This is a genomic window from Pseudomonas sp. B22(2017) (assembly GCF_002113105.1).
Classification (GTDB): domain Bacteria; phylum Pseudomonadota; class Gammaproteobacteria; order Pseudomonadales; family Pseudomonadaceae; genus Aquipseudomonas; species Aquipseudomonas asiatica.
This window is the reverse complement of the sequence record NZ_NEJN01000016.1, coordinates 14439-31892: the sequence shown is the minus strand read 5'-3', so window position 1 is coordinate 31892 and position 17454 is coordinate 14439. Positions and strand designations below refer to the sequence as shown.

At 63.6% G+C, this 17454-nt stretch carries 18 protein-coding genes; 6 read left to right on the top strand and 12 right to left on the bottom strand.

Annotated features, from left to right (window positions below):
• The first annotated feature begins 28 nt into the window (after nt 1-28).
• Together CAG18_RS23580 and CAG18_RS23575 are read left to right on the top strand one after the other, a co-directional pair.
• The gene (locus CAG18_RS23580) at nt 29-1759 is read left to right on the top strand and encodes a dipeptidase (RefSeq protein ID WP_085721671.1); all 1731 of its coding nucleotides are present in this window, start codon (nt 29-31) and stop codon (nt 1757-1759) included.
• A gap of 232 nt (nt 1760-1991) precedes the next feature.
• A complete protein-coding gene (locus CAG18_RS23575) occupies nt 1992-2429 on the top strand; it encodes a CBS domain-containing protein (protein WP_015268557.1) in 438 nt (145 codons plus the stop codon).
• A 6-nt stretch (nt 2430-2435) separates the two neighbouring features.
• Here the strand turns inward: CAG18_RS23575 and CAG18_RS23570 are convergent, their stop codons facing one another.
• The 3 genes from CAG18_RS23570 to CAG18_RS23560 all read right to left on the bottom strand — a co-directional run bounded on the left by CAG18_RS23570 (nt 2436) and on the right by CAG18_RS23560 (nt 3906).
• Nucleotides 2436-3074, bottom strand: coding sequence for a hypothetical protein (locus tag CAG18_RS23570; protein WP_015268556.1), 639 nt, complete (start codon nt 3072-3074; stop codon nt 2436-2438).
• 69 nt (nt 3075-3143) lie between these two features.
• Nucleotides 3144-3386: a DUF2789 domain-containing protein gene (locus CAG18_RS23565; RefSeq protein ID WP_015268555.1), complete on the bottom strand. Its 243-nt coding sequence runs from the start codon at nt 3384-3386 to the stop codon at nt 3144-3146.
• Nucleotides 3387-3447: 61 nt separating this feature from the next.
• The gene (locus CAG18_RS23560; RefSeq protein ID WP_015268554.1) at nt 3448-3906 is read right to left on the bottom strand and encodes an aminoacyl-tRNA deacylase; all 459 of its coding nucleotides are present in this window, start codon (nt 3904-3906) and stop codon (nt 3448-3450) included.
• 98 nt (nt 3907-4004) lie between these two features.
• Here CAG18_RS23560 and CAG18_RS23555 point away from each other — a divergent pair, with 98 nt between their 5' ends.
• Nucleotides 4005-5351, top strand: a complete 1347-nt coding sequence (locus tag CAG18_RS23555) for a nodulation protein NfeD (RefSeq protein WP_085721670.1) — start codon at nt 4005-4007, stop codon at nt 5349-5351.
• Between the two features lie 2 nt (nt 5352-5353).
• Nucleotides 5354-6106: a slipin family protein gene (locus tag CAG18_RS23550; protein WP_015268552.1), complete on the top strand. Its 753-nt coding sequence runs from the start codon at nt 5354-5356 to the stop codon at nt 6104-6106.
• 48 nt (nt 6107-6154) lie between these two features.
• On the opposite strand, the gene CAG18_RS23545 is transcribed toward CAG18_RS23550, so the two are convergent.
• Nucleotides 6155-6787, bottom strand: coding sequence for a LysE family transporter (locus tag CAG18_RS23545; RefSeq protein WP_015268551.1), 633 nt, complete (start codon nt 6785-6787; stop codon nt 6155-6157).
• A gap of 455 nt (nt 6788-7242) precedes the next feature.
• On the bottom strand, nt 7243-9153 hold the full coding sequence (locus CAG18_RS23540; RefSeq protein WP_015268549.1) for an ATP-binding cassette domain-containing protein: 1911 nt from the start codon (nt 9151-9153) through the stop codon (nt 7243-7245).
• A 50-nt stretch (nt 9154-9203) separates the two neighbouring features.
• Between CAG18_RS23540 and CAG18_RS23535 the strand changes: the two genes are divergently transcribed.
• Complete coding sequence (locus CAG18_RS23535) at nt 9204-9686, top strand: TIGR02444 family protein (RefSeq protein ID WP_085721669.1); 483 nt, start codon at nt 9204-9206, stop codon at nt 9684-9686.
• Here the strand turns inward: CAG18_RS23535 and CAG18_RS23530 are convergent.
• Nucleotides 9662-10723 carry an AlgP family protein gene (locus tag CAG18_RS23530; RefSeq protein ID WP_085721668.1) on the bottom strand — a complete coding sequence of 354 codons (1062 nt, stop codon included), beginning with the start codon at nt 10721-10723 and terminating at the stop codon, nt 9662-9664. The two genes, CAG18_RS23535 and CAG18_RS23530, sit on opposite strands and share 25 nt — an antisense overlap.
• Nucleotides 10724-11103: 380 nt before the next feature.
• On the opposite strand from CAG18_RS23530, the gene CAG18_RS23525 reads away from it, so the two are divergent.
• Nucleotides 11104-11742: an FKBP-type peptidyl-prolyl cis-trans isomerase gene (locus CAG18_RS23525; RefSeq protein WP_015268546.1), complete on the top strand. Its 639-nt coding sequence runs from the start codon at nt 11104-11106 to the stop codon at nt 11740-11742.
• A 9-nt stretch (nt 11743-11751) separates the two neighbouring features.
• On the opposite strand, the gene CAG18_RS23520 is transcribed toward CAG18_RS23525, so the two are convergent.
• From CAG18_RS23520 to hemC, 6 genes are all read right to left on the bottom strand, one after another.
• Nucleotides 11752-12222: an Rsd/AlgQ family anti-sigma factor gene (locus CAG18_RS23520; RefSeq protein WP_015268545.1), complete on the bottom strand. Its 471-nt coding sequence runs from the start codon at nt 12220-12222 to the stop codon at nt 11752-11754.
• A gap of 230 nt (nt 12223-12452) precedes the next feature.
• Nucleotides 12453-12959, bottom strand: coding sequence for a disulfide bond formation protein B (locus tag CAG18_RS23515; RefSeq protein WP_015268544.1), 507 nt, complete (start codon nt 12957-12959; stop codon nt 12453-12455).
• Between the two features lie 221 nt (nt 12960-13180).
• A complete protein-coding gene (locus CAG18_RS23510; RefSeq protein ID WP_015268543.1) occupies nt 13181-14419 on the bottom strand; it encodes a heme biosynthesis protein HemY in 1239 nt (412 codons plus the stop codon).
• Complete coding sequence (locus CAG18_RS23505; RefSeq protein WP_085721667.1) at nt 14416-15516, bottom strand: uroporphyrinogen-III C-methyltransferase; 1101 nt, start codon at nt 15514-15516, stop codon at nt 14416-14418. The genes CAG18_RS23510 and CAG18_RS23505 overlap by 4 nt, the downstream gene beginning before the upstream one ends.
• Nucleotides 15517-15561: 45 nt before the next feature.
• Nucleotides 15562-16329: a uroporphyrinogen-III synthase gene (locus CAG18_RS23500; protein ID WP_085721666.1), complete on the bottom strand. Its 768-nt coding sequence runs from the start codon at nt 16327-16329 to the stop codon at nt 15562-15564.
• Complete coding sequence (gene hemC / locus CAG18_RS23495; protein ID WP_015268540.1) at nt 16326-17267, bottom strand: hydroxymethylbilane synthase; 942 nt, start codon at nt 17265-17267, stop codon at nt 16326-16328. Before hemC ends, CAG18_RS23500 begins: the two co-directional genes overlap by 4 nt.
• Between the last annotated feature and the right edge of the window lie 187 nt (nt 17268-17454).

Here is a 17454-nt window from a genome sequence, read left to right as displayed (position 1 = left end):
AATGATTAGCGAAGGAATGCGCACAACCATGCACCTGAAAAAACTTACCGCCACCACCCTGCTGCTGGCCAGCATCGGCCTGTTCACCCAACCGGCACAGGCCAACCTTACCCAGCAGCAGTCCGCGGCCATCGTCAAAGCCTTCGACGGCAGCGACCCAAGCGACTTCAAGCAGTTCCTCGGCAAGCTCAAAGGCAGCGACCTGGCCAAGGCCGACAACCTCGCGGCAACCCTGGATGCCTACCTGGCCGGCAAGCCATTGGCCGCCGAGCAGCAGAACGAGATCAACCGCCTGCTCGGCCTGTATACCCGCATCAAGTACGGCAAGGCTGCCAGCGAAACCCTGCGTGAACTGGTGGCCATCCCCACCTTCAACGTCGAAGGCACGCCGCAGCACGAGAACCCCGAGTTCCTCAGGATCGCCGAAAAGATCAAGGCCCTGGCCGACAGCTTCGGCCTGGCTTTCCGCAATATCGACAACCGGGTGTACGAGATTTCGCTGGGCAGCGGTACGGAAGTGGTCGGCATCCATGCCCACGCCGACGTGGTGCCGGTCAACCCGGACAACTGGAAGCTGGCCGATGGCACGCGCCTGGACCCGTTCAAGGTCACCCTGGTCGGTGACCGCATGTACGGCCGCGGCACCGAAGACGACAAGAACGGCATTGTCGTGGCGATGTACGCGCTGAAAGTGGCCAAGGACGAAAACCTGCCGCTGGCCCGCCAGTTCAAGCTGCTGATCGACACCACTGAAGAAACCAGCGGTGATGCCATCCCCTACTACTTCGAGCGCAACCCCACGCCCGACTACAACCTGGCCCTCGATGGCGGCTACCCGGTGGTCATCGCCGAGAAAGGCTACGGCACGATCATGGCCAGCTTCAGCAAGCGCCAGGCCAGTGGCAAGGGTGCCGAGATCGTCAACCTGACCGGCGGCCTGGCCACCAACCAGATCCCGACAACCTCGGTCGCGACCCTGGTCACCGACAACCCGGCGAAGCTGGCCAGCCAGCTGGAAAAAGCCGGCGCCGATTACGTGAAGCGCAATGGCGGCGACTTCAGCATCGCTGCCAAGGCCGATGGCAAGCAGGTGTTGCTCACCGTGACCGGCGTTTCCGCCCACTCTTCGGAGCCGGAGTCCGGGGTCAACCCGGTGGCGCGCATGCTTGGTTTCATCAACGGCCTGGGCAAGGATGTGCCGCTCAAGCACAACCACTTCACCGATGCCGCCCGCTATGCCGCCGACAACTGGGGCCTGGACTACCTGGGCAACAAGCTCGGCGTGGCCTTCAAGGATTCGTTCATGGGCCCGCTGACCGCCTCGCTGACCTTTGTCGGGGTGGATGAAAAAGGCCTGAAACTGGCGGTGAACCTGCGCATTCCGAAAGGCAAGCCAATCGCCACGATCAAGGACGAACTGGCTGACAAGCTGGGCAAATGGACCCGGCAGAGCCATACCTCGGTGGCCTTCGACTACAGCCTGGACGAGCCGATGTACCGCAACCCCGAAGGCGAATGGGTCAAGGCCTTGCTGGACGTTGCCACCGAGAACCTGGGCATGAAGCACGAGTTCGGCACCTCGGCGGGTGCTACCTCGGTACACGACCTGCCTAACGGCGTGCAGTTCGGCCTGGCCATGCCGGATGTGAAGTACACCGGGCACAACGACAACGAGTTCAAGACCGTGGAGCAGTTCATGCTGGACTTGCAGGTGGTGAGCGAGATGGTGGCGCGGATCGGGCAGATGCCGAAGCTCTGAGCCAACTCTACCGGCCTCTTCGCGGCTAAAGCCGCTCCCACCTCGACCGCATCGGCCTCGAGCCAGGTGCTATCCCTGTGGGTGTGGCTTTAGCCGCGAAGAGGCCGGCACAGGCGACAACTCATGACGTTTTTCAATCGACTCGATGCCGTTTCCTGCATTGCCGTGCAGAGCGCCGTGCCGGATGCTTTATTTACTCCGAGACATCGCTTTTTCCCCAGCAGAGGCCCGTATGAAGACCGTCGAACAAATCCTCAAGACCAAGTCCCAGCATCAGACCGTGTACACCATCGGCCCGGATGACTCGGTACTCGACGCACTGAAAATGCTGGCGGAAAAAAACGTCGGTGCGCTCCCGGTGGTCGAGGCCAACCAGGTGGTGGGTATCGTCAGTGAACGGGACTATGCGCGCAAACTGGTGCTCAAGGGCCGCTCGTCCGCCGCCACCCCTGTGCGCGAGATCATGAGTGCGCCGGTGGTCACCGTGGAACCGAAGCAGAAGCTCGACTACTGCATGAACCTGATGACCGACCGCCACCTGCGCCACCTGCCGGTGGTCGACAATGGCCAGCTGCTCGGCCTGCTGTCGATCGGCGACCTGGTCAAGGAAACCATCGCCGAACAGGCCAGCCTGATCCTGCAACTGGAGCAATACATCCGCGGTGAATGAAGCGCCTCAATGGTAGGCGCGCTCCAGTTCGTCCAGCTGATGGTCGAAGCTGCGCAGGCGCGCCGACCAGGTGTACACCAGCACTTCCAGATCCCGATTGAGCACGGCAGTGTTGCCATTGCCGCTGCGGGTTGGTTCGCCCAGATCCAGCTGGTAGCGTTCACGGGCCATGGCCTGGGCCACGCTGGACAGGTCGCGGGCATTGGCCAGCCAGTGGTGGTGGTGGTCATGAATTTCGCGGTCGAGCAAGCGGCACTGGCGTTTCAGGGCATCCAGGCTCTGCTCCAGCGGCGTGCCCTTGAGCTCGCCCATGACCTCTTCGAAGGTGCGCCCCGAATGCCAGTAGCTGCCCCAGAAGTAGCGGTCGAACACCGTCTCGACGCGGCGCAGCGCAACCTTGGTGTTCCAGATGGTCAGCAACGTTCGCCCCTGCACCACCTCGCGCTTGTTCAGGTGCAGTTGCTGCCAGGCGATCCAGGCCAGCGCCACCAGTGCAACCGCCACGGTGACGGCGGCAGCGGCATACAGGAAGTGCACTGCCTGGTTCATCTGTTGCGATTGCCTGATGCCGTAGAAGTAACTGGCCGTCAGGGTGCCCAGGATCGTCACGGAGCACCAGAAACCCGGTGCGTAGGGATCTTTCATCGCGCTATCCCCTTGTTGTTTTCCTGAGCATAGCAACGGCCAATCACTCGTCAGGTGCCACTCGGCGCTTTATTTTCGAGGGCGGCGCAACGCTTCGTTGAGTTGATCGAACGGCTCCGCCCAGTCGGCATCCTCATTGATGCTGTCGTTGAGAAACTCGCGCTGGGAAGCGGTCCAGAACGGCGCATCCACCAACTTGATGTCGTTCTTCAGCGGCGAGTGGCTGGCGATGAACTGATCGATGCTCACCGCATCGTCAGGCAGGCCCAGTTGTTTGAACAGCTCGGCAAAGGGATGAATCGGCGCTTCCATGGTTCCTCCTGAGAGCCAGGCAAGCCGTCCACGACGCCCGCCCGGCATTGGTGTGAAAACATCAGCACAGCTCGCGCACTTCGGCGTGCGGCACCAGTTTCATGTACTGCTCCATGCTCATGTGGATCAGGTGATCGTGGTCACCCGCTTCCAGGTAGACATCGCCCTGGCGGGTCAAGCTCGGGTCGACCAGCATTTTTATCTGGTAGGCATCGCCAAGGGCCGGTACGGCACCGCGCTCGCAGTCGCCGAACAGGCTCGGCAGGCCGCTTTCACGGGTCAGTTGCCAGGCCCCGGACATGCGCACCTTGGTCATGTCCAGATGCCGGTTGGCCGGTAGAACGGCCATGATGTAGTTGCCATGACGGTCATCGAGCATCACCGACTTGGCGACCCGCTCGGCGGGCACGCCGGCCGTACGGGCCGACTCCAGGCTGGTGGCCGAATGTGGATGGGGAATGATGTCGTAATCGCAGTTGGCCTTGTCCAGGCGATCCTGCAGGGTCTTTGCCATACGCATGATGCACCTCCGGTTTCGCCCCCCAATTTCCAATTTTAGGCCGGGTACCAGCAGGCAGGGCTAAACTTGTGCAATAGAGGCAAACGAGGTGACGACAGGTGATCGCCCGCTGCTGGCGCTGGCTGTTGCTGGTGTTGCTGCTTGGCATTACGCCAGGCGGTCAGGCAGCGCCTGGTGCAGTCTGGGTGCTGGGTGTCGATGACGCCATCGGCCCTGCCAGCGCAGACTACCTGGTGCGCAGCCTCGACCAGGCCAAGGCACAGGGTGCACAACTGGTGGTTATCCGCATGGACACCCCGGGCGGGCTGGACAGCGCCATGCGCCAGATGATCAAGGCGATTCTCGCCAGCCCAGTGCCGGTCGCAACCTTCGTCGCCCCCAGCGGAGCCCGCGCCGCCAGCGCCGGCACTTATATCCTCTATGCCAGCCATGTCGCGGCCATGGCGCCCGGTACCAACCTGGGGGCCGCAACCCCCGTGCAGGTCGGTGCTCCGCCAGGCACGCCCAAGGATGACAAGGCCAAAGGCAGCGATGACGATACCCTCGCGCGCAAGCAGGTCAACGATGCGGCGGCCTACATCCGTGGCCTGGCACAGCTGCGCGGGCGCAATGCCGACTGGGCGGAGAAGGCCGTGCGCGAGGCGGTCAGCCTGTCCGCCAGCGAGGCCTTGAGGCTTGACGTTATCGACCTGATGGCCGATGACCTGCGTGACCTGCTGCACAAGCTCGATGGCAAAACGCTCACTGTCGCTGGCCAGCCCCTGCAACTGCAGACCGCCGGCGCCAACCTAGTCGAGCACCTGCCGGACTGGCGCACACGGGTGTTGGCGGTCATCACCAACCCCAGCGTGGCGCTGATTCTGATCATGATCGGTGTGTACGGCCTGCTGCTCGAATTCATGAACCCCGGCTCGACGGTCGGCGGCGTGGTAGGCGGTATATGCCTGCTGCTGGCGCTATATGCCCTGCAGCTGTTGCCGGTGAGCTTCGCCGGGGTGGCGCTGATATTGCTCGGCATCGCCTTCATGATCGCCGAAGCCTTCCTGCCCAGTTTCGGCGTGGTCGGCTTTGGCGGCATTGTCGCCTTCGTGGTCGGCGCGCTGATCCTGATCGACACCGATGCCCCTGGCTTCGGTATCCCGCTGGCCCTGATCGGCATCCTGGCGGTGCTCTCGGCGCTGCTGATCGGCGGTGTGCTGGGCATGGCGCTCAAGGCCCGCCGACGGGCGCTGGTCAGCGGTGACGCCGGCCTGGTCGGCAGCCTGGTCACCGTCACACAGGTGATGGCGGGCAACCCGTTCTGTGGCTTTGTGCTGGCCCAGGGCGAGCAATGGCAAGCGCAGTGTGCAACGCCAATGCAAGCGGGCCAGAACGTGCGGGTGACCGCGCGCCATGGCGTCATGCTGGAAGTGAGCGCCGCCGCGCCCGCGGCGCAAGGAGAATGACCATGTTCATGCAATTGGGCTTCGGCGCGGTGCTGATCGTGCTGGCGATGCTGTTGCTGTCGGCGTTCCGCATCCTGCGCGAATACGAGCGCGGCGTGGTGTTCCAACTGGGGCGCTTCTGGCAGGTGAAGGGGCCGGGGCTGATCCTGCTGATCCCGGTAATCCAGCAAATGGTGCGGGTGGACCTGCGCACCGTGGTGCTGGATGTACCACCTCAGGATGTGATCACCCGCGACAACGTCTCGGTCAAGGTCAACGCCGTGCTCTACTTCCGAGTGCTCGACCCGCAGAAGGCGATCATCCAGGTCGAGGATTTCCTCGTGGCGACCAGCCAGCTGGCCCAGACCACGCTGCGCGCGGTGCTCGGCAAGCACGAACTGGATGAACTGTTGGCCGAACGCGAGCAACTGAACTCGGACATTCGTCAGGTGCTTGATGCACAGACCGATGCCTGGGGTATCAAGGTGGCCAACGTCGAGATCAAGCACGTCGATCTCAACGAATCGATGGTGCGCGCCATTGCCCGCCAGGCCGAGGCCGAGCGTGAACGTCGGGCCAAGGTGATCCATGCCGAAGGTGAGTTGCAGGCGTCGGAGAAGTTGATGCAGGCGGCGCAGATGCTGAGCAAGGAGCCAGGGGCGATGCAGTTGCGCTACATGCAGACGCTGGGGACGATTGCCGGGGACAAGAGCTCGACCATCGTCTTTCCGCTGCCGGTGGATTTGCTCAAGGGGTTGGTGGACAAGCAGAAATAGAGGTGGCCCATTCGCGGGCAAGCCCGCGAATGGCCTACATACGGTCTGTCAGACTGGCGCGCGACGCAGAGTCGCCAGGAAGGTGGCCGCGCCAATGAACAACCCGGCGAAAGTCCGGTTCAAACGCTTCTGCTGTTTGGGCGTACGCAGCAAGCGCAACACCCGCGCAGCCAACCCGGTATACCCCGCCATCACCAGCATATCCACGGCGACCATGGTCACGGTGATCGCCACATACTGGGGCAACAGCGGTTCATGCGGATTGATGAACTGCGGCAGCACCGCCAGCATGAACACCAGCGCCTTGGGGTTGCTGACGTTGACCAGGAAACCACGGAACACCAGGCTAAGCGGTTTGCCGATCGGACGCACGGCGGATTCATCGCTCATGTCCAAGGGCAGCGCACGCCACTGTTTGTAGGCCAGGTAGACAAGGTAGGCGACACCGAACCATTTGATGATCTGGAACGCCGTGGCCGAGGCAGCCAGAACAGCACCGACGCCGGCGGCGATGATGGCGATCTGCAGGATCAGGCCCAGTTGCAGGCCCAGGGCGTTCCAGTAACCACGCCAGAAACCGTATTGCAGGCCACTGGACATCGAGGCAATCGCCCCGGCGCCGGGCGAAAGGCTGATCACCCAACAGGCGGCAAAGAAGCCCAACCACACTTCCATCGACATCACACACCTCGCTCGGACATATGTTGCAAAACGTTAAGCTAAGGTGTTGGTGAAAAAATAACCAGTGTTTTTTGGGGTATTTGAGGCTTTGAGTTGGTTGTGTTGGGGGATGTCCGCCATGGCACTTTCAGCGCCTGGGAGATCGAGCGCCGCCCGCGCGGCGCTTCGCGGGGCAAGCCCGCTCCCACATTTGTTGCAACGTGGCCATGTCTGGGAAAGCGGCGTTGTCCGCCTTGGTGCGCGACTTGAGACATGTGAGGCGGCACCAGCGCCAGCCTAGAAATAGAGCTGGCCCAACAAGGCTGACAACCATGGCCTGACAGGTTCGGCACGTTGCAACAAATGTGGGCGCGGGCTTGCCCCGCGAAGCGCCGCGCGGGCGGCGCTCGATCTCACAGGCGCTGAAGGCCTCAAGGAGAACACCTATCAGCCCCCAACACCATCTCACCCCTTGCTCACGACAGCGCCTCGAGCTCGGCCTGCATGCTTTCGAGGGTTTCCAGCGCTTCCATCCAGGCCTCTTCCAGTTCGCCTTCGCGCTGCTTCAGCTTGGTCTGGCGCGCCAGCAGGTCACGCAACTCGTCCTTGCGCGACGCGTCGTAGAGGCCACCATCACCCAGCGCGGTCTCGATCTCGGCCAGTTGCGCGTGCACCTGGTTGAGCTCGGCTTCCAGCTTGTCGGCAGCCTTCTTGTGCGGTGCCAGTTGCTGACGCAAGGCTGCGGCAGCCTGGCGTTGGGCCTTCTTGTCGGTCTTGTCCGGGTTGACCGGGGTGGTACTGGCCGGCGCGCTGCGCTGGCGGTACTCGACCAGCCAGCGGCTGTAGTCGTCCAGGTCACCATCGAAGATGTCGACCTTGCCGTCGGCCACCAGCAGGAAGTCGTCGGTGGTGCTCTTGAGCAGGTGACGGTCGTGCGACACCACCACCACGGCACCGGCAAACTCCTGCAGGGCCATGGTCAGCGCCAGGCGCATTTCCAGGTCGAGGTGGTTGGTCGGTTCGTCGAGCAGCAGCAGGTTCGGTCGCTCCCAGGCGATCAGGGCCAACGCCAGGCGGGCCTTCTCACCACCGGAGAAGTTCACCACCGGCTCGTCGACGCGATCGCCATGGAAGTCGAAGCCGCCCAGGAAGTCGCGCAGGGTCTGCTCACGCTCGGTGGGAGCAATGCGCTGCAGGTGCAGCAGCGGGCTGGCCTTGTCGTCCAGAGAGTCCAGCTGGTGCTGGGCGAAGTAGCCCACGGCCAGGTTCTCACCTCGCACCAGGCGCCCCGACAATGGCTCGAGCTCGCCAGCGAGGTTCTTGATCAGGGTCGACTTGCCAGCGCCGTTGGGGCCGAGCAGGCCAATGCGCGCACCGGGGGTGAGCTGCAGCTTGACCTTGTCGAGGATCGCCTTGTCACCGTAGCCCAGCCGGCCTTCGGACAGGCTCAGCAGCGGGCTGGAGATTTTCTGCGACTCGCGGAAAACGAAGTCGAACGGCGAATCGACATGCGCCGCCGATAGCTCCTCCATGCGCTCCAGGGCCTTGATCCGGCTCTGTGCCTGGCGGGCCTTGGTGGCCTGGGCCTTGAAGCGGGCAATGTACTTTTCCATGTGCGCACGCTGGGCCTGCTGTTTCTCGTAGGCCTGCTGCTGTTGCGCCAGGCGCTCGGCCCGGGTGCGCTCGAAGGCAGTGTAGCCGCCCTTGTACAGGTTCAGCTTGCGCTGCTCGACGTGCAGCACATGGTCGACCACGGCATCGAGGAAGTCGCGGTCGTGGGAGATCAGCAACAACGTGCCGGGGTAGCCCTTGAGCCAGTCCTCCAGCCACAGGATAGCGTCCAGGTCCAGGTGGTTGGTGGGCTCGTCGAGCAGCAGCAGGTCGGAGGGGCACATCAGGGCCTGGGCCAGGTTCAGGCGCATCCGCCAGCCACCGGAAAAGTCGCCGACGCGGCGGTCCATCTGTTCGTTGGTGAAACCAAGGCCGGCCAGCAACTTGCGTGCGCGGGCGTCGGCGGTATAGCCGTCGGCGCTATCCAGCTCAATGTGCAGGCGCGCCAGGGCGGTACCGTCGTGGGCCTGCTCGGCCGCAGCGAGTTCGGCCTGGACCTTGCGCAGGCGCACGTCACCGTCGAGCACATAGTCCACGGCTAGGCGGTCGAGGGTATCGACCTCCTGGCGCATGTGGGCGATGCGCCAGTCACCGGGCAGCTGGCAATCGCCGGCATCGGGCGACAGCTCACCGCGCAGCAAGGCGAACAGGCTGGATTTTCCGGCGCCGTTGGCGCCGATCAGGCCGGCCTTGTGACCGGTGTGCAGGGTCATCTCGGCGCCTTCTAGCAAGCGCTGCGGACCACGCTGTAAAGTGAGGTTGGATAGTCTGATCATGATGGTCGCGGAGTCTACCAGCTTCCTCGGCCCATAGCGCGAGTGGAACCATGCACACCGACCTGTGGAATCACGCCCTGGCCCTGTACGCCAGGCCCGGCGTGGAAGCCGCCTGCCTTGAACTGCAGGCGCTGGGTGGCGATGTCTGTCTGCTGCTGTGCGCAACCTGGCTGCAGGCGCGTGGCGTGGCCGTGCGGGACGAACGCGTACAGGCATTGCGCGAGGTTACCGAGCCCTGGCAGCGCGAAGTGGTCAACCCATTACGTAGCTTGCGCCAACATTGGCGAGCAGCAGCGCAAAGTGATGCGCAGCTGGCGGCGTTGCGTGAGCAGGTGAAAGGGTTGGAATTACAGGCCGAGAAAGCCTTGCTGGAACGCTTGCAGGAGCGTTCGCGACAATGGCCGGCAAGCGCCCATGAGCCCATGGACGACTGGCTGGCCCGGCTGGCGCCGGACCAGGCCCGCCACCACGACGCGCTGGTTGGATTGCGCGTCGCGGCGGCAGCGCTTCAGGACGCCGAAGACGGTGCCTGAGCCGGGGTGCTGGCAGGTGCCGATGGCGCTACCGAAGCTGCCGGGGTGGCCGAGTTGGTCGCGGCGGCCGGAGTGCTGGCGGCTGGCGTAGCCGGTTTGGCTTCGGCTGGCTTGCTGGCAACAGGCTTGGCGGCGGGTTTGGCGGCCGTACGTGCTGGGGCCTTGGCGGCAGCTGGTTTCGCGGCCGGCTTGGCAGCAGCGGCTTTGGCTGGCGTTTTGGCCGCCGCTGGCTTGGCTGCAGGTTTAGCGGCTGCGGTGGCTTTGGCTGCTGGCTTGGCTGCAGGTTTGGCAGCAGCAGTGGCCTTGGCGGCTGGCTTGGCCGCAGGTTTGGCAGCAGCAGTAGCCTTGGCAGTTGGCTTGGCTGCAGGTTTGGCAGCAGCAGTAGCCTTGGCGGCTGGCTTCGCTGCAGGCTTGGCAGCAGCAGTGGCTTTGGCAGCTGGTTTGGCTGCAGGCTTGGCAGCAGCAGCGGCCTTGGCGGCTGGCTTGGCCGCAGGTTTGGCAGCAGCAGTGGCCTTGGCGGCTGGCTTGGCTGCAGGTTTGGCAGCAGCAGTGGCCTTGGCGGCCGGCTTGGCTGCAGGTTTGGCCGCAGCAGCCTTGGTGACGGGTTTGGCGGCTGCCGGTTTGGAGGTCTTGGCAGCACGCTGGTCAAGCGCCTTGGCTGCAGCTTCGCGAACCTTGCCTACACCTTGGGCCAGCTTGAGGCTGTCCTGGGCATCGCGCTTGAGTTGCTGAATATAAGAACGAGTCTGGGTTTGACGTTCCTTGAGGGAGTCGAGCAGTTCTTCAAGTTCGCCAATGACTTTTTGCGCCTTGGTCTGCGCCTTGGCTTTACCTGCCTTGGCCGCGTCTTGCAGTTTCAGGCGACCGTTGTGCAGTTTTTCCTGGGCCTTGCCACGCTGCTTTTCCAACTTGGCCAGCAGTTTTTCCGCATCAGCCAGCGCTTGCGAGCAGGCATCTTCCAAGTGTTCGAGCAAGCTGCCCGAAAGTTGCTGGAGCAGGTGTAACGGCGTGCTTACTGGCTTCTTTTTAGCCGACATGGTTTACCTCCTGGCTGACGAGATTGCGGCTCATACTATGCTTCTGCTGCTACCGCCGCTAGGGCATGTTGACAGTATTGTTTACGCCGCGTTGCATGCCTGGGCAAAGTTGTTATCTTGCAGCTCCGAGCAAGTGTAGTTGCTGAATAAATCATTGCTGATATTTGGCAGTTATCTGTATTGCACAGCACTCCTGTAGGAGCGGCCTTGTGTCGCGATGGGCTGCGGAGCAGCCCCTTGATTTCAGCACCACCGCAGATATTGCCGGGGCTGCTTTGCAGCCCTGTCGCGACACAAGGCCGCTCCTACAGGGACCGCGAGCACACAATACAAATCGGAACACTGGCATACTTCCCCGCTCATTGGCGCAGGAACTGACCATGCCTCGATATCTTCTTTTAGGTTTATGCCTGCTGGCACCCATAGCCCTGGCCGACAGCGAAGAACATGACCTCGCCTACAGCATCGGCGCCAGCCTGGGTGAGCGGCTGCGCCAGGATATGCCGGGCCTGCAGTTGGATGCGCTGGTAGAAGGCCTGCGCCAGTCCTACCAGGGGCAACCGCTGAAACTCGACAAGGCACGCATGCAGGCTTTGCTCCAGCAGCAGGAAGCACAGGAAGGCGATGCCGCCATGCAGAAGCTGCAAGCTGCCGAAACACGCTTCATGGCCAACGAGCGTGGTCGTTATGGCGTGCACGAACTACCGGAGGGTGTGCTCTACAGCGAACTGCAAACAGGCACGGGCGCGCAGCCCAAAGCCGGTGGCAAGGTGCAGGTGCGCTATGTGGGCAGGCTGCCAGACGGCTCGGTGTTCGACCAGAACCAGACGCCCCAGTGGTTCAGCCTGGACTCAGTCATCGAAGGGTGGCAGGTGGCCTTGCCAAAAATGCACGCTGGCGCCAAATGGCGCCTGGTGATCCCGTCGGCGCTAGCGTATGGCGCCGAGGGTGCGGGCGACCTGATTGCACCCTACACCCCCCTGGTGTTCGAGATAGAACTGCTGGCGGTTGGCGACTGACGCCAACACTCACGCCGGTAATGCGCCTTCTTCCTTGTGCGCGTTGTGCAACACTTCGATCAGGCAGTCTTCCAGTTCGAAGCGCTCGTGCAGCAGGCCACCCAGCTTGCCCAGCTTTTCGGCAAAGCGCTCGGTGTTTTTGCACTCACCCTTGGCGCAATGGTCATTGAAGGCCAATGCGACCTGAGTACTGTCGTTGATCCGTGGGTTGATCTCTTCGGCCAGCTTCAGCGCCTTCTCGTCGCCGAAGGCCTTGGCCTCACTGACCAACTGCTCGCAGACTTCGAAATGCCACGCCGAAACGTAGTCAACGAGGAGCGCGCAAAAGTCCCCGTTCGTGTCCTTGTCGGCGAAGGCCGGCTTGGCATCGCGCAGCGCGCGGAAAGCCTGCACCAGTTCCTGGCGCTCCTCCAGCCAGCGGTCGATCAGTTTGTGAACCCCACCCCAGCGTTCCTGAGCGTTCTGACAACTATCGAGCATGGCGATCTCTTCCCTTCTGGGTAGATGCCGCTGCACCTCGCACCACGACCGTGCAGCACAAAGGTGACATCAGCAGGCGGCATCGAGCAGTTGTGTTTTCGGTATGCGTGCAGGGAGATTATTCCCGCGCGTGCTGCCCTTCAAGGTACGCAGCGGACAAAGTTCATACAAGTGTTTAATACCCAGTTACACGGCCATTGGTCGTGCCAATGGTGCAACCTTGCGCCAAGTCATGTTCTCGCCAGGGTGCGGAAACGATACGCCAGCAGGCAACTCAAGGGCAGCATTGCCAGCAGCAGGAACGCCAACAGGCTCCACTCGGGCAGGGTCAGGTCGAGGAAGCTCCAGGTCAGCGAGTTGCAATCCGGGCCGCCGAACAACAATTGCCGGGCTGCCTCGCCCCAGGATTGCTCGATCAGCCGCCCGAGCGGCACCGGGCAGACAGCGATGGCCCCGTCATCCCCCTGCAACCACACATGTCGCGCTGCCAGCAACGCCCCGGCCAGCGAACAGCCCAGCGTCGCCCGCGCATAACAACGAATGCCCGCCGTACCCGGTGCCTGCAGCACTGCCGCCAGGCACAGCATTGCGTACACTCCAAGCAGCAACCGCTGGCTGAAACACAACGGGCAGGGCACCAGCCCGAGGACGCTTTCCAGGTGGAAGGACGCAGCCAGTACCGCCAGTGCAGCAAGGCAGGCAGGTAGGAAAAAGGTGCGCAAACGGGCCGGCAGCATGGGCGGTGAAGGTCCCGGGATAATGAAGAGGCTTGAAACGGTAGAGGAAAGAAGCGCTTTGTTTCAAGGCGCGACAGTAAGGACAAGTCGCTGAATCGCTAAGGAAATTTCCAACCATGCGGTAGGAAACGTCTGAAGAAATGGACTGCAGATCTAACTTACACAGAGAGAAAAGTTACCCGCCCCCGAAGCCCGCACCTTTGCGCGGGCCCTGGGGTAGGTCAGGCGCGTACGCCTTCGGGCAAAGGCAGGGCCAGCAGGCGCTCGTCCAGCAGGCCGAGGCCCTCTTGGAACAGCTGGTTGCTGCGCTCGGTCTCGCCAAGGCCGGCGAGCAGGCGCGCCAGCTCGGCACAGGCCTCGGGGTTGCGTTCCATGCGCAGGCTGCTTTCCAGATAGTCCCGTGCCTTGCCCCACAAGCGGTTCTGCAGGCTCAGACGGCCCAGGGTTAGCAGCAGGCTGGCATCTTGCGGGTGGGCCTTGAGCCAACCTTCGGCTGTTTGCAGCTGGCGCGCCGGGTCATCACCGCGCACCAGGCCGTACAGGCGTGCCAGATGGCTTTCGTATTCACGCTTGAGAGCGGTGCGAAGCACTTGTTCCGCTTCGCTCTGGGCGCCCACCTGACGCAATTGCTCGGCATAGGCCAGCACCAGTTGTGGCTCCTGGCGCTGGGCAGCAGTCAGTTGCTGCCAGGCGCGCTCCAGAGCCTGACGGGCGCTTTGCGCATCCTCGCCACGGGTGGTGGCCAGGCTCAGGTTCTGGCCCCAGGCACGTTGCTCCAGGGCAGCCAGCTCGGCGGCCGGCAGCACCTTGCCCTTGCGCAGGTCAGGCAGCAGGCGGATCAGGGCAGACCAGTCGCCGCGTTCCAGGTGCAGGCGCTGCAGTAGGCGCAACACCTGGCCGTTGTGCGGGTGGCGCTCCTGCATCGCCAGCAGGGTTTCCAGCGCGCCGTCGCTTTCGCCACGGTCCATCTGCAATTGCGCATGGGTCAGGGCAATAGCCAGCTCCGCTTGCGGCTGGCGCTCCAGAGCACGTTCCAGCAGGTTGTCGCTGTCTTCGGTTCGGCCTTGCTCGTTGGCGGCACGCGCGGCACCAAGGTAATACAGCAACGGCTGGCGCTCGGCCTCGGCGGCACGGTGCAGATGGCGCTGGGCACTGGCCCAACGGCCCTCGGCGAGGTCCAGCTGGCCCTGCTCGATGGCCAGACGAACACGCCGGCTGCGATTACGCCGCGACCACGGGTTGACCACGCCACTGGAAGTCAGCACCAGGCCGACCAGGTAGCGCACCAGCCACAGCAACAGCACCACAACCAGCAAGCCGGCCAAGGCCGCCCACAGCCCCGACTGGTAGCGGAAGCTGCCATAGGAGATCAGCACGTAGCCGCTGTGCTTGGCGACCGCGATACCTAGCGCCGCGGCGACCACGATCGCCAGCACGGCCAGCAGGTAGACACGCTTCATGGCTTGCCCCCTTCAGCATCGGCCGGCAGGTGGCGGCGCTGGATATAGGCCTGCACTGCGGCCAGACTTTCGCTGAGGTCAGGGGTAACCACCGACACCGGCTGTTCGGCCAAGGCATTGAGGCTGTCAAGCATGGCCTTGCTTTGCGGGTTGTCGGCGTTGAAGTTGGCCAGCAGCACGCTGCGGGCGTCGTCCAGCGCCTGGGTGTAGACCTTGCTATCGCCATTGAGCGCTGCCCACTGGGCCTGCTCGATGGTCAGGCTCAGGGCCAGGCGCAGCTGGTTCAGTTGCTGCCCGGCCAGCAGCGGACGCACGTTGTCATCGGCGTTGAAGTCGATCTGGAAGTACTTGGAGATTTCGGCCCACCATTGGGACAGGCGACTGGCGCCATCACCGTCGGCGGTGAGCGCGCCCATGGCATCGGCATTGGTGTCGAACTCTGGCGACTGGGCGCTGAGTTGCTGCACCAGCTCGCGCTGAGCGGCGAGTTTCAGGAACAGGCCGGTACGGTCCGGCTGCTGAGTGCTGTTGAGCGTGGCCAGGCTGCGCGCCAATTGCTCACGGGCGGCGAAGGCACCCGGATCGCTCTGCTCGCGCAGGATCTCGTCCGCCCCCTCGACCAAGGCCTTGGCACTGGTGATGTCCTGCAGCGCCGACAGGCGCAGGGTGGCCAGGCGCAGCAGGTGCTCGGCCTCGGCCAGGCGCCATTCCTTGCGGCTTTCGCCCAGTATGGTTTCCAGGCGCTGGCTGAGACGTTGCTGGTCGCCCTGCAGCTGTGCCACCAGGCGGCGGCGGTCTTCCAGCTCGCTGGCCGCCGGCAGGCTGGCCAGTTGCGCGCTGATCTGCTGCTCACGCTGCTGCAGGGCCTCGGCGCGCTGGTTCAGCGCCTCGATGTGCTGGCCCTGGTTGAATTCGCTGCCTTGCAGTTGACGCACCTGCCAGACACCCCAGCCACCTACCGCCACCCCGGCCGCGCCCAACAGCAGGGCCAGCGTTGCCAGGCCACTGCCGGAGCGCTTGGCAGGTGGGGTGGTGACGGGTTCCGCCGGCGCCTGTGCCGACGGCTGATCGTTATTGGACAAGACAGTCTCGCTCACGTATCCATCCTTTGCATGGGGGCGCATCGCGTTCAGCTTAGCGCCTTAAGAGGCAGGTGCAGCGCTGCGCTGCACGGCTGCCAGCAAGGCCGTGGCACTGGCGCCACGGCAATCCACAACCTGTTGGGCCCCGGCGGCCCTGGCCTGATCGGCAACCCGAGGGCTGGGCACGAACAGCGGCAGACGCGCCAGCTGCGGCCAATCGGCGCCGGCCATCTGCTGCAAGTGTTCAAAACCCTGCCCACTGCTGACCACCAGGCCATTGAGGCGTTCCGCTTCGATGCGGCGCATCAGGGTGCCCGCCGGGTAAGCCGGCAGGCAGCGACGATACAGTTCCAGATAATCGACACTAGCACCTTGCTCTGCAAGACGCTCTGCCAGCAGTTCGCGACCTCCCACACCACGAACGATCAAGATCCGCGGTGCCGGCACGGCAACTGCCTGGCGCAGGGCTGGCAGCGCCAGCAACGCTTCGCTGTCATCGCCGCGTGGCGGGACGCTCACCGCCACGCCTGCACCCTGAAGCACGGCGGCGGTCGCCTCGCCTACGGTGAACCAACCTTGCATGGGTGGCCGCAGGCCGGCCTCGGCCAATTGCTCAAGCAACAAACGGGCTGCCGGCTTGCTTACCACGATGATCGCCTGGAAGGCGTGCAGGCCTTCCAGCAACAGGCGTTGCTGGTTGTCCACAGCGACGGGCTCGATTGCCAGCAGCGGCAGGCAGCTGCTGGCTACCCCCGCCGCTGCCAGGCTTTGCGCCAGTGCCGCACAGTCCTCGGCAGGCCGGGTCAGCAACAGGCGCCACGAACTCACGGGTGGCCGGCCTCGCCGTAGACTTCCTTGAGGATGGCCTCGGCGCCCTGCCCCAGCAGGTCCTCGGCCACCTGCACGCCCAGGCTTTCGGCGGCAGTACGTGGTGCGCGGGCATCGGCCACCAACAGGGTACCGCCGCTGGGCTGGCCTACCAGGCCACGCAGCCACAGCTGGTCACCTTCAAGCACCGCATAGCAGGCAATCGGTACCTGGCAGCCACCATTCAGGCGCTTGTTCAGGGCACGCTCGGCCACCACCCGGTCGGCAGTATCGGCATGGTGCAGCGGTGCCAGCAGTGCATGGATTTCGTGGTCGGCACTGCGACATTCGATACCCACCGCACCCTGGCCGCCTGCCGGCAGGCTGTCATCGACGCTGATGGCGGAAGTGATGCGGTCCTCGAAACCCAGGCGAATCAAGCCGGCAGCGGCAAGGATGATAGCGTCGTACTCACCGGCATCTAGCTTGGCCAGGCGGGTGTTGACGTTGCCACGCAGGAAGCGGATTTCCAGGTCCGGGCGACGCGCCAGCAACTGGGCCTGGCGACGCAGGCTGGAGGTACCGACGATGCTGCCGGCAGGCAGCGCATCGAGGCTGTCAAAGGTATTGGAAACGAAGGCATCGCGCGGGTCTTCGCGCTCGCAGATGCAGTACAGGCCCAGGCCTTCGGGGAAGTCCATGGGCACGTCCTTCATCGAATGCACGGCGATGTCGGCTTCGTTGTCCAGCAGGGCGGTTTCCAGTTCCTTGACGAACAGGCCCTTGCCACCGATCTTTGCCAGCGGCGCGTCGAGCAGCTTGTCGCCACGGCTGACCATGGGCACCAGGGTCACCAGCAGACCGGGGTGGGCCTGCTCGAGGCGGGCTTTGACGTATTCGGCCTGCCACAGGGCCAAGGCACTTTTACGGGTGGCAATGCGGATTTCGCGAGTGGACATGGAACGCCCCAATCCAGAGAAATGCTGTCGATGATAACAGCATCGCCGGTATCGCTAGCAGATGTGGATCAGGATCCTGTGCTTACCTGTACCGCCCAATCGCCGGCAAGCCAGCTCCCTCAGCCGTGCAAGGCTCAAGGCTGACACTATACCTGTGGGAGCTGGCTTGCCGGCGATTGGGCCGGTA

Bases quoted from the DNA above. Each gene is read 5' to 3' on its own strand.
- CAG18_RS23580 (WP_085721671.1), top strand. From the start codon at position 29: ATGCACCTGAAAAAACTTACCGCCACCACCCTGCTGCTGGCCAGCATC.
- CAG18_RS23575 (WP_015268557.1), top strand. From the start codon at position 1,992: ATGAAGACCGTCGAACAAATCCTCAAGACCAAGTCCCAGCATCAGACC.
- CAG18_RS23570 (WP_015268556.1), bottom strand. From the start codon at position 3,074: ATGAAAGATCCCTACGCACCGGGTTTCTGGTGCTCCGTGACGATCCTG.
- CAG18_RS23565 (WP_015268555.1), bottom strand. From the start codon at position 3,386: ATGGAAGCGCCGATTCATCCCTTTGCCGAGCTGTTCAAACAACTGGGC.
- CAG18_RS23560 (WP_015268554.1), bottom strand. From the start codon at position 3,906: ATGCGTATGGCAAAGACCCTGCAGGATCGCCTGGACAAGGCCAACTGC.
- CAG18_RS23550 (WP_015268552.1), top strand. From the start codon at position 5,354: ATGTTCATGCAATTGGGCTTCGGCGCGGTGCTGATCGTGCTGGCGATG.
- CAG18_RS23545 (WP_015268551.1), bottom strand. From the start codon at position 6,787: ATGTCGATGGAAGTGTGGTTGGGCTTCTTTGCCGCCTGTTGGGTGATC.
- CAG18_RS23540 (WP_015268549.1), bottom strand. From the start codon at position 9,153: ATGATCAGACTATCCAACCTCACTTTACAGCGTGGTCCGCAGCGCTTG.
- CAG18_RS23535 (WP_085721669.1), top strand. From the start codon at position 9,204: ATGCACACCGACCTGTGGAATCACGCCCTGGCCCTGTACGCCAGGCCC.
- CAG18_RS23530 (WP_085721668.1), bottom strand. From the start codon at position 10,723: ATGTCGGCTAAAAAGAAGCCAGTAAGCACGCCGTTACACCTGCTCCAG.
- CAG18_RS23525 (WP_015268546.1), top strand. From the start codon at position 11,104: ATGCCTCGATATCTTCTTTTAGGTTTATGCCTGCTGGCACCCATAGCC.
- CAG18_RS23520 (WP_015268545.1), bottom strand. From the start codon at position 12,222: ATGCTCGATAGTTGTCAGAACGCTCAGGAACGCTGGGGTGGGGTTCAC.
- CAG18_RS23515 (WP_015268544.1), bottom strand. From the start codon at position 12,959: ATGCTGCCGGCCCGTTTGCGCACCTTTTTCCTACCTGCCTGCCTTGCT.
- CAG18_RS23510 (WP_015268543.1), bottom strand. From the start codon at position 14,419: ATGAAGCGTGTCTACCTGCTGGCCGTGCTGGCGATCGTGGTCGCCGCG.
- hemC (WP_015268540.1), bottom strand. From the start codon at position 17,267: ATGTCCACTCGCGAAATCCGCATTGCCACCCGTAAAAGTGCCTTGGCC.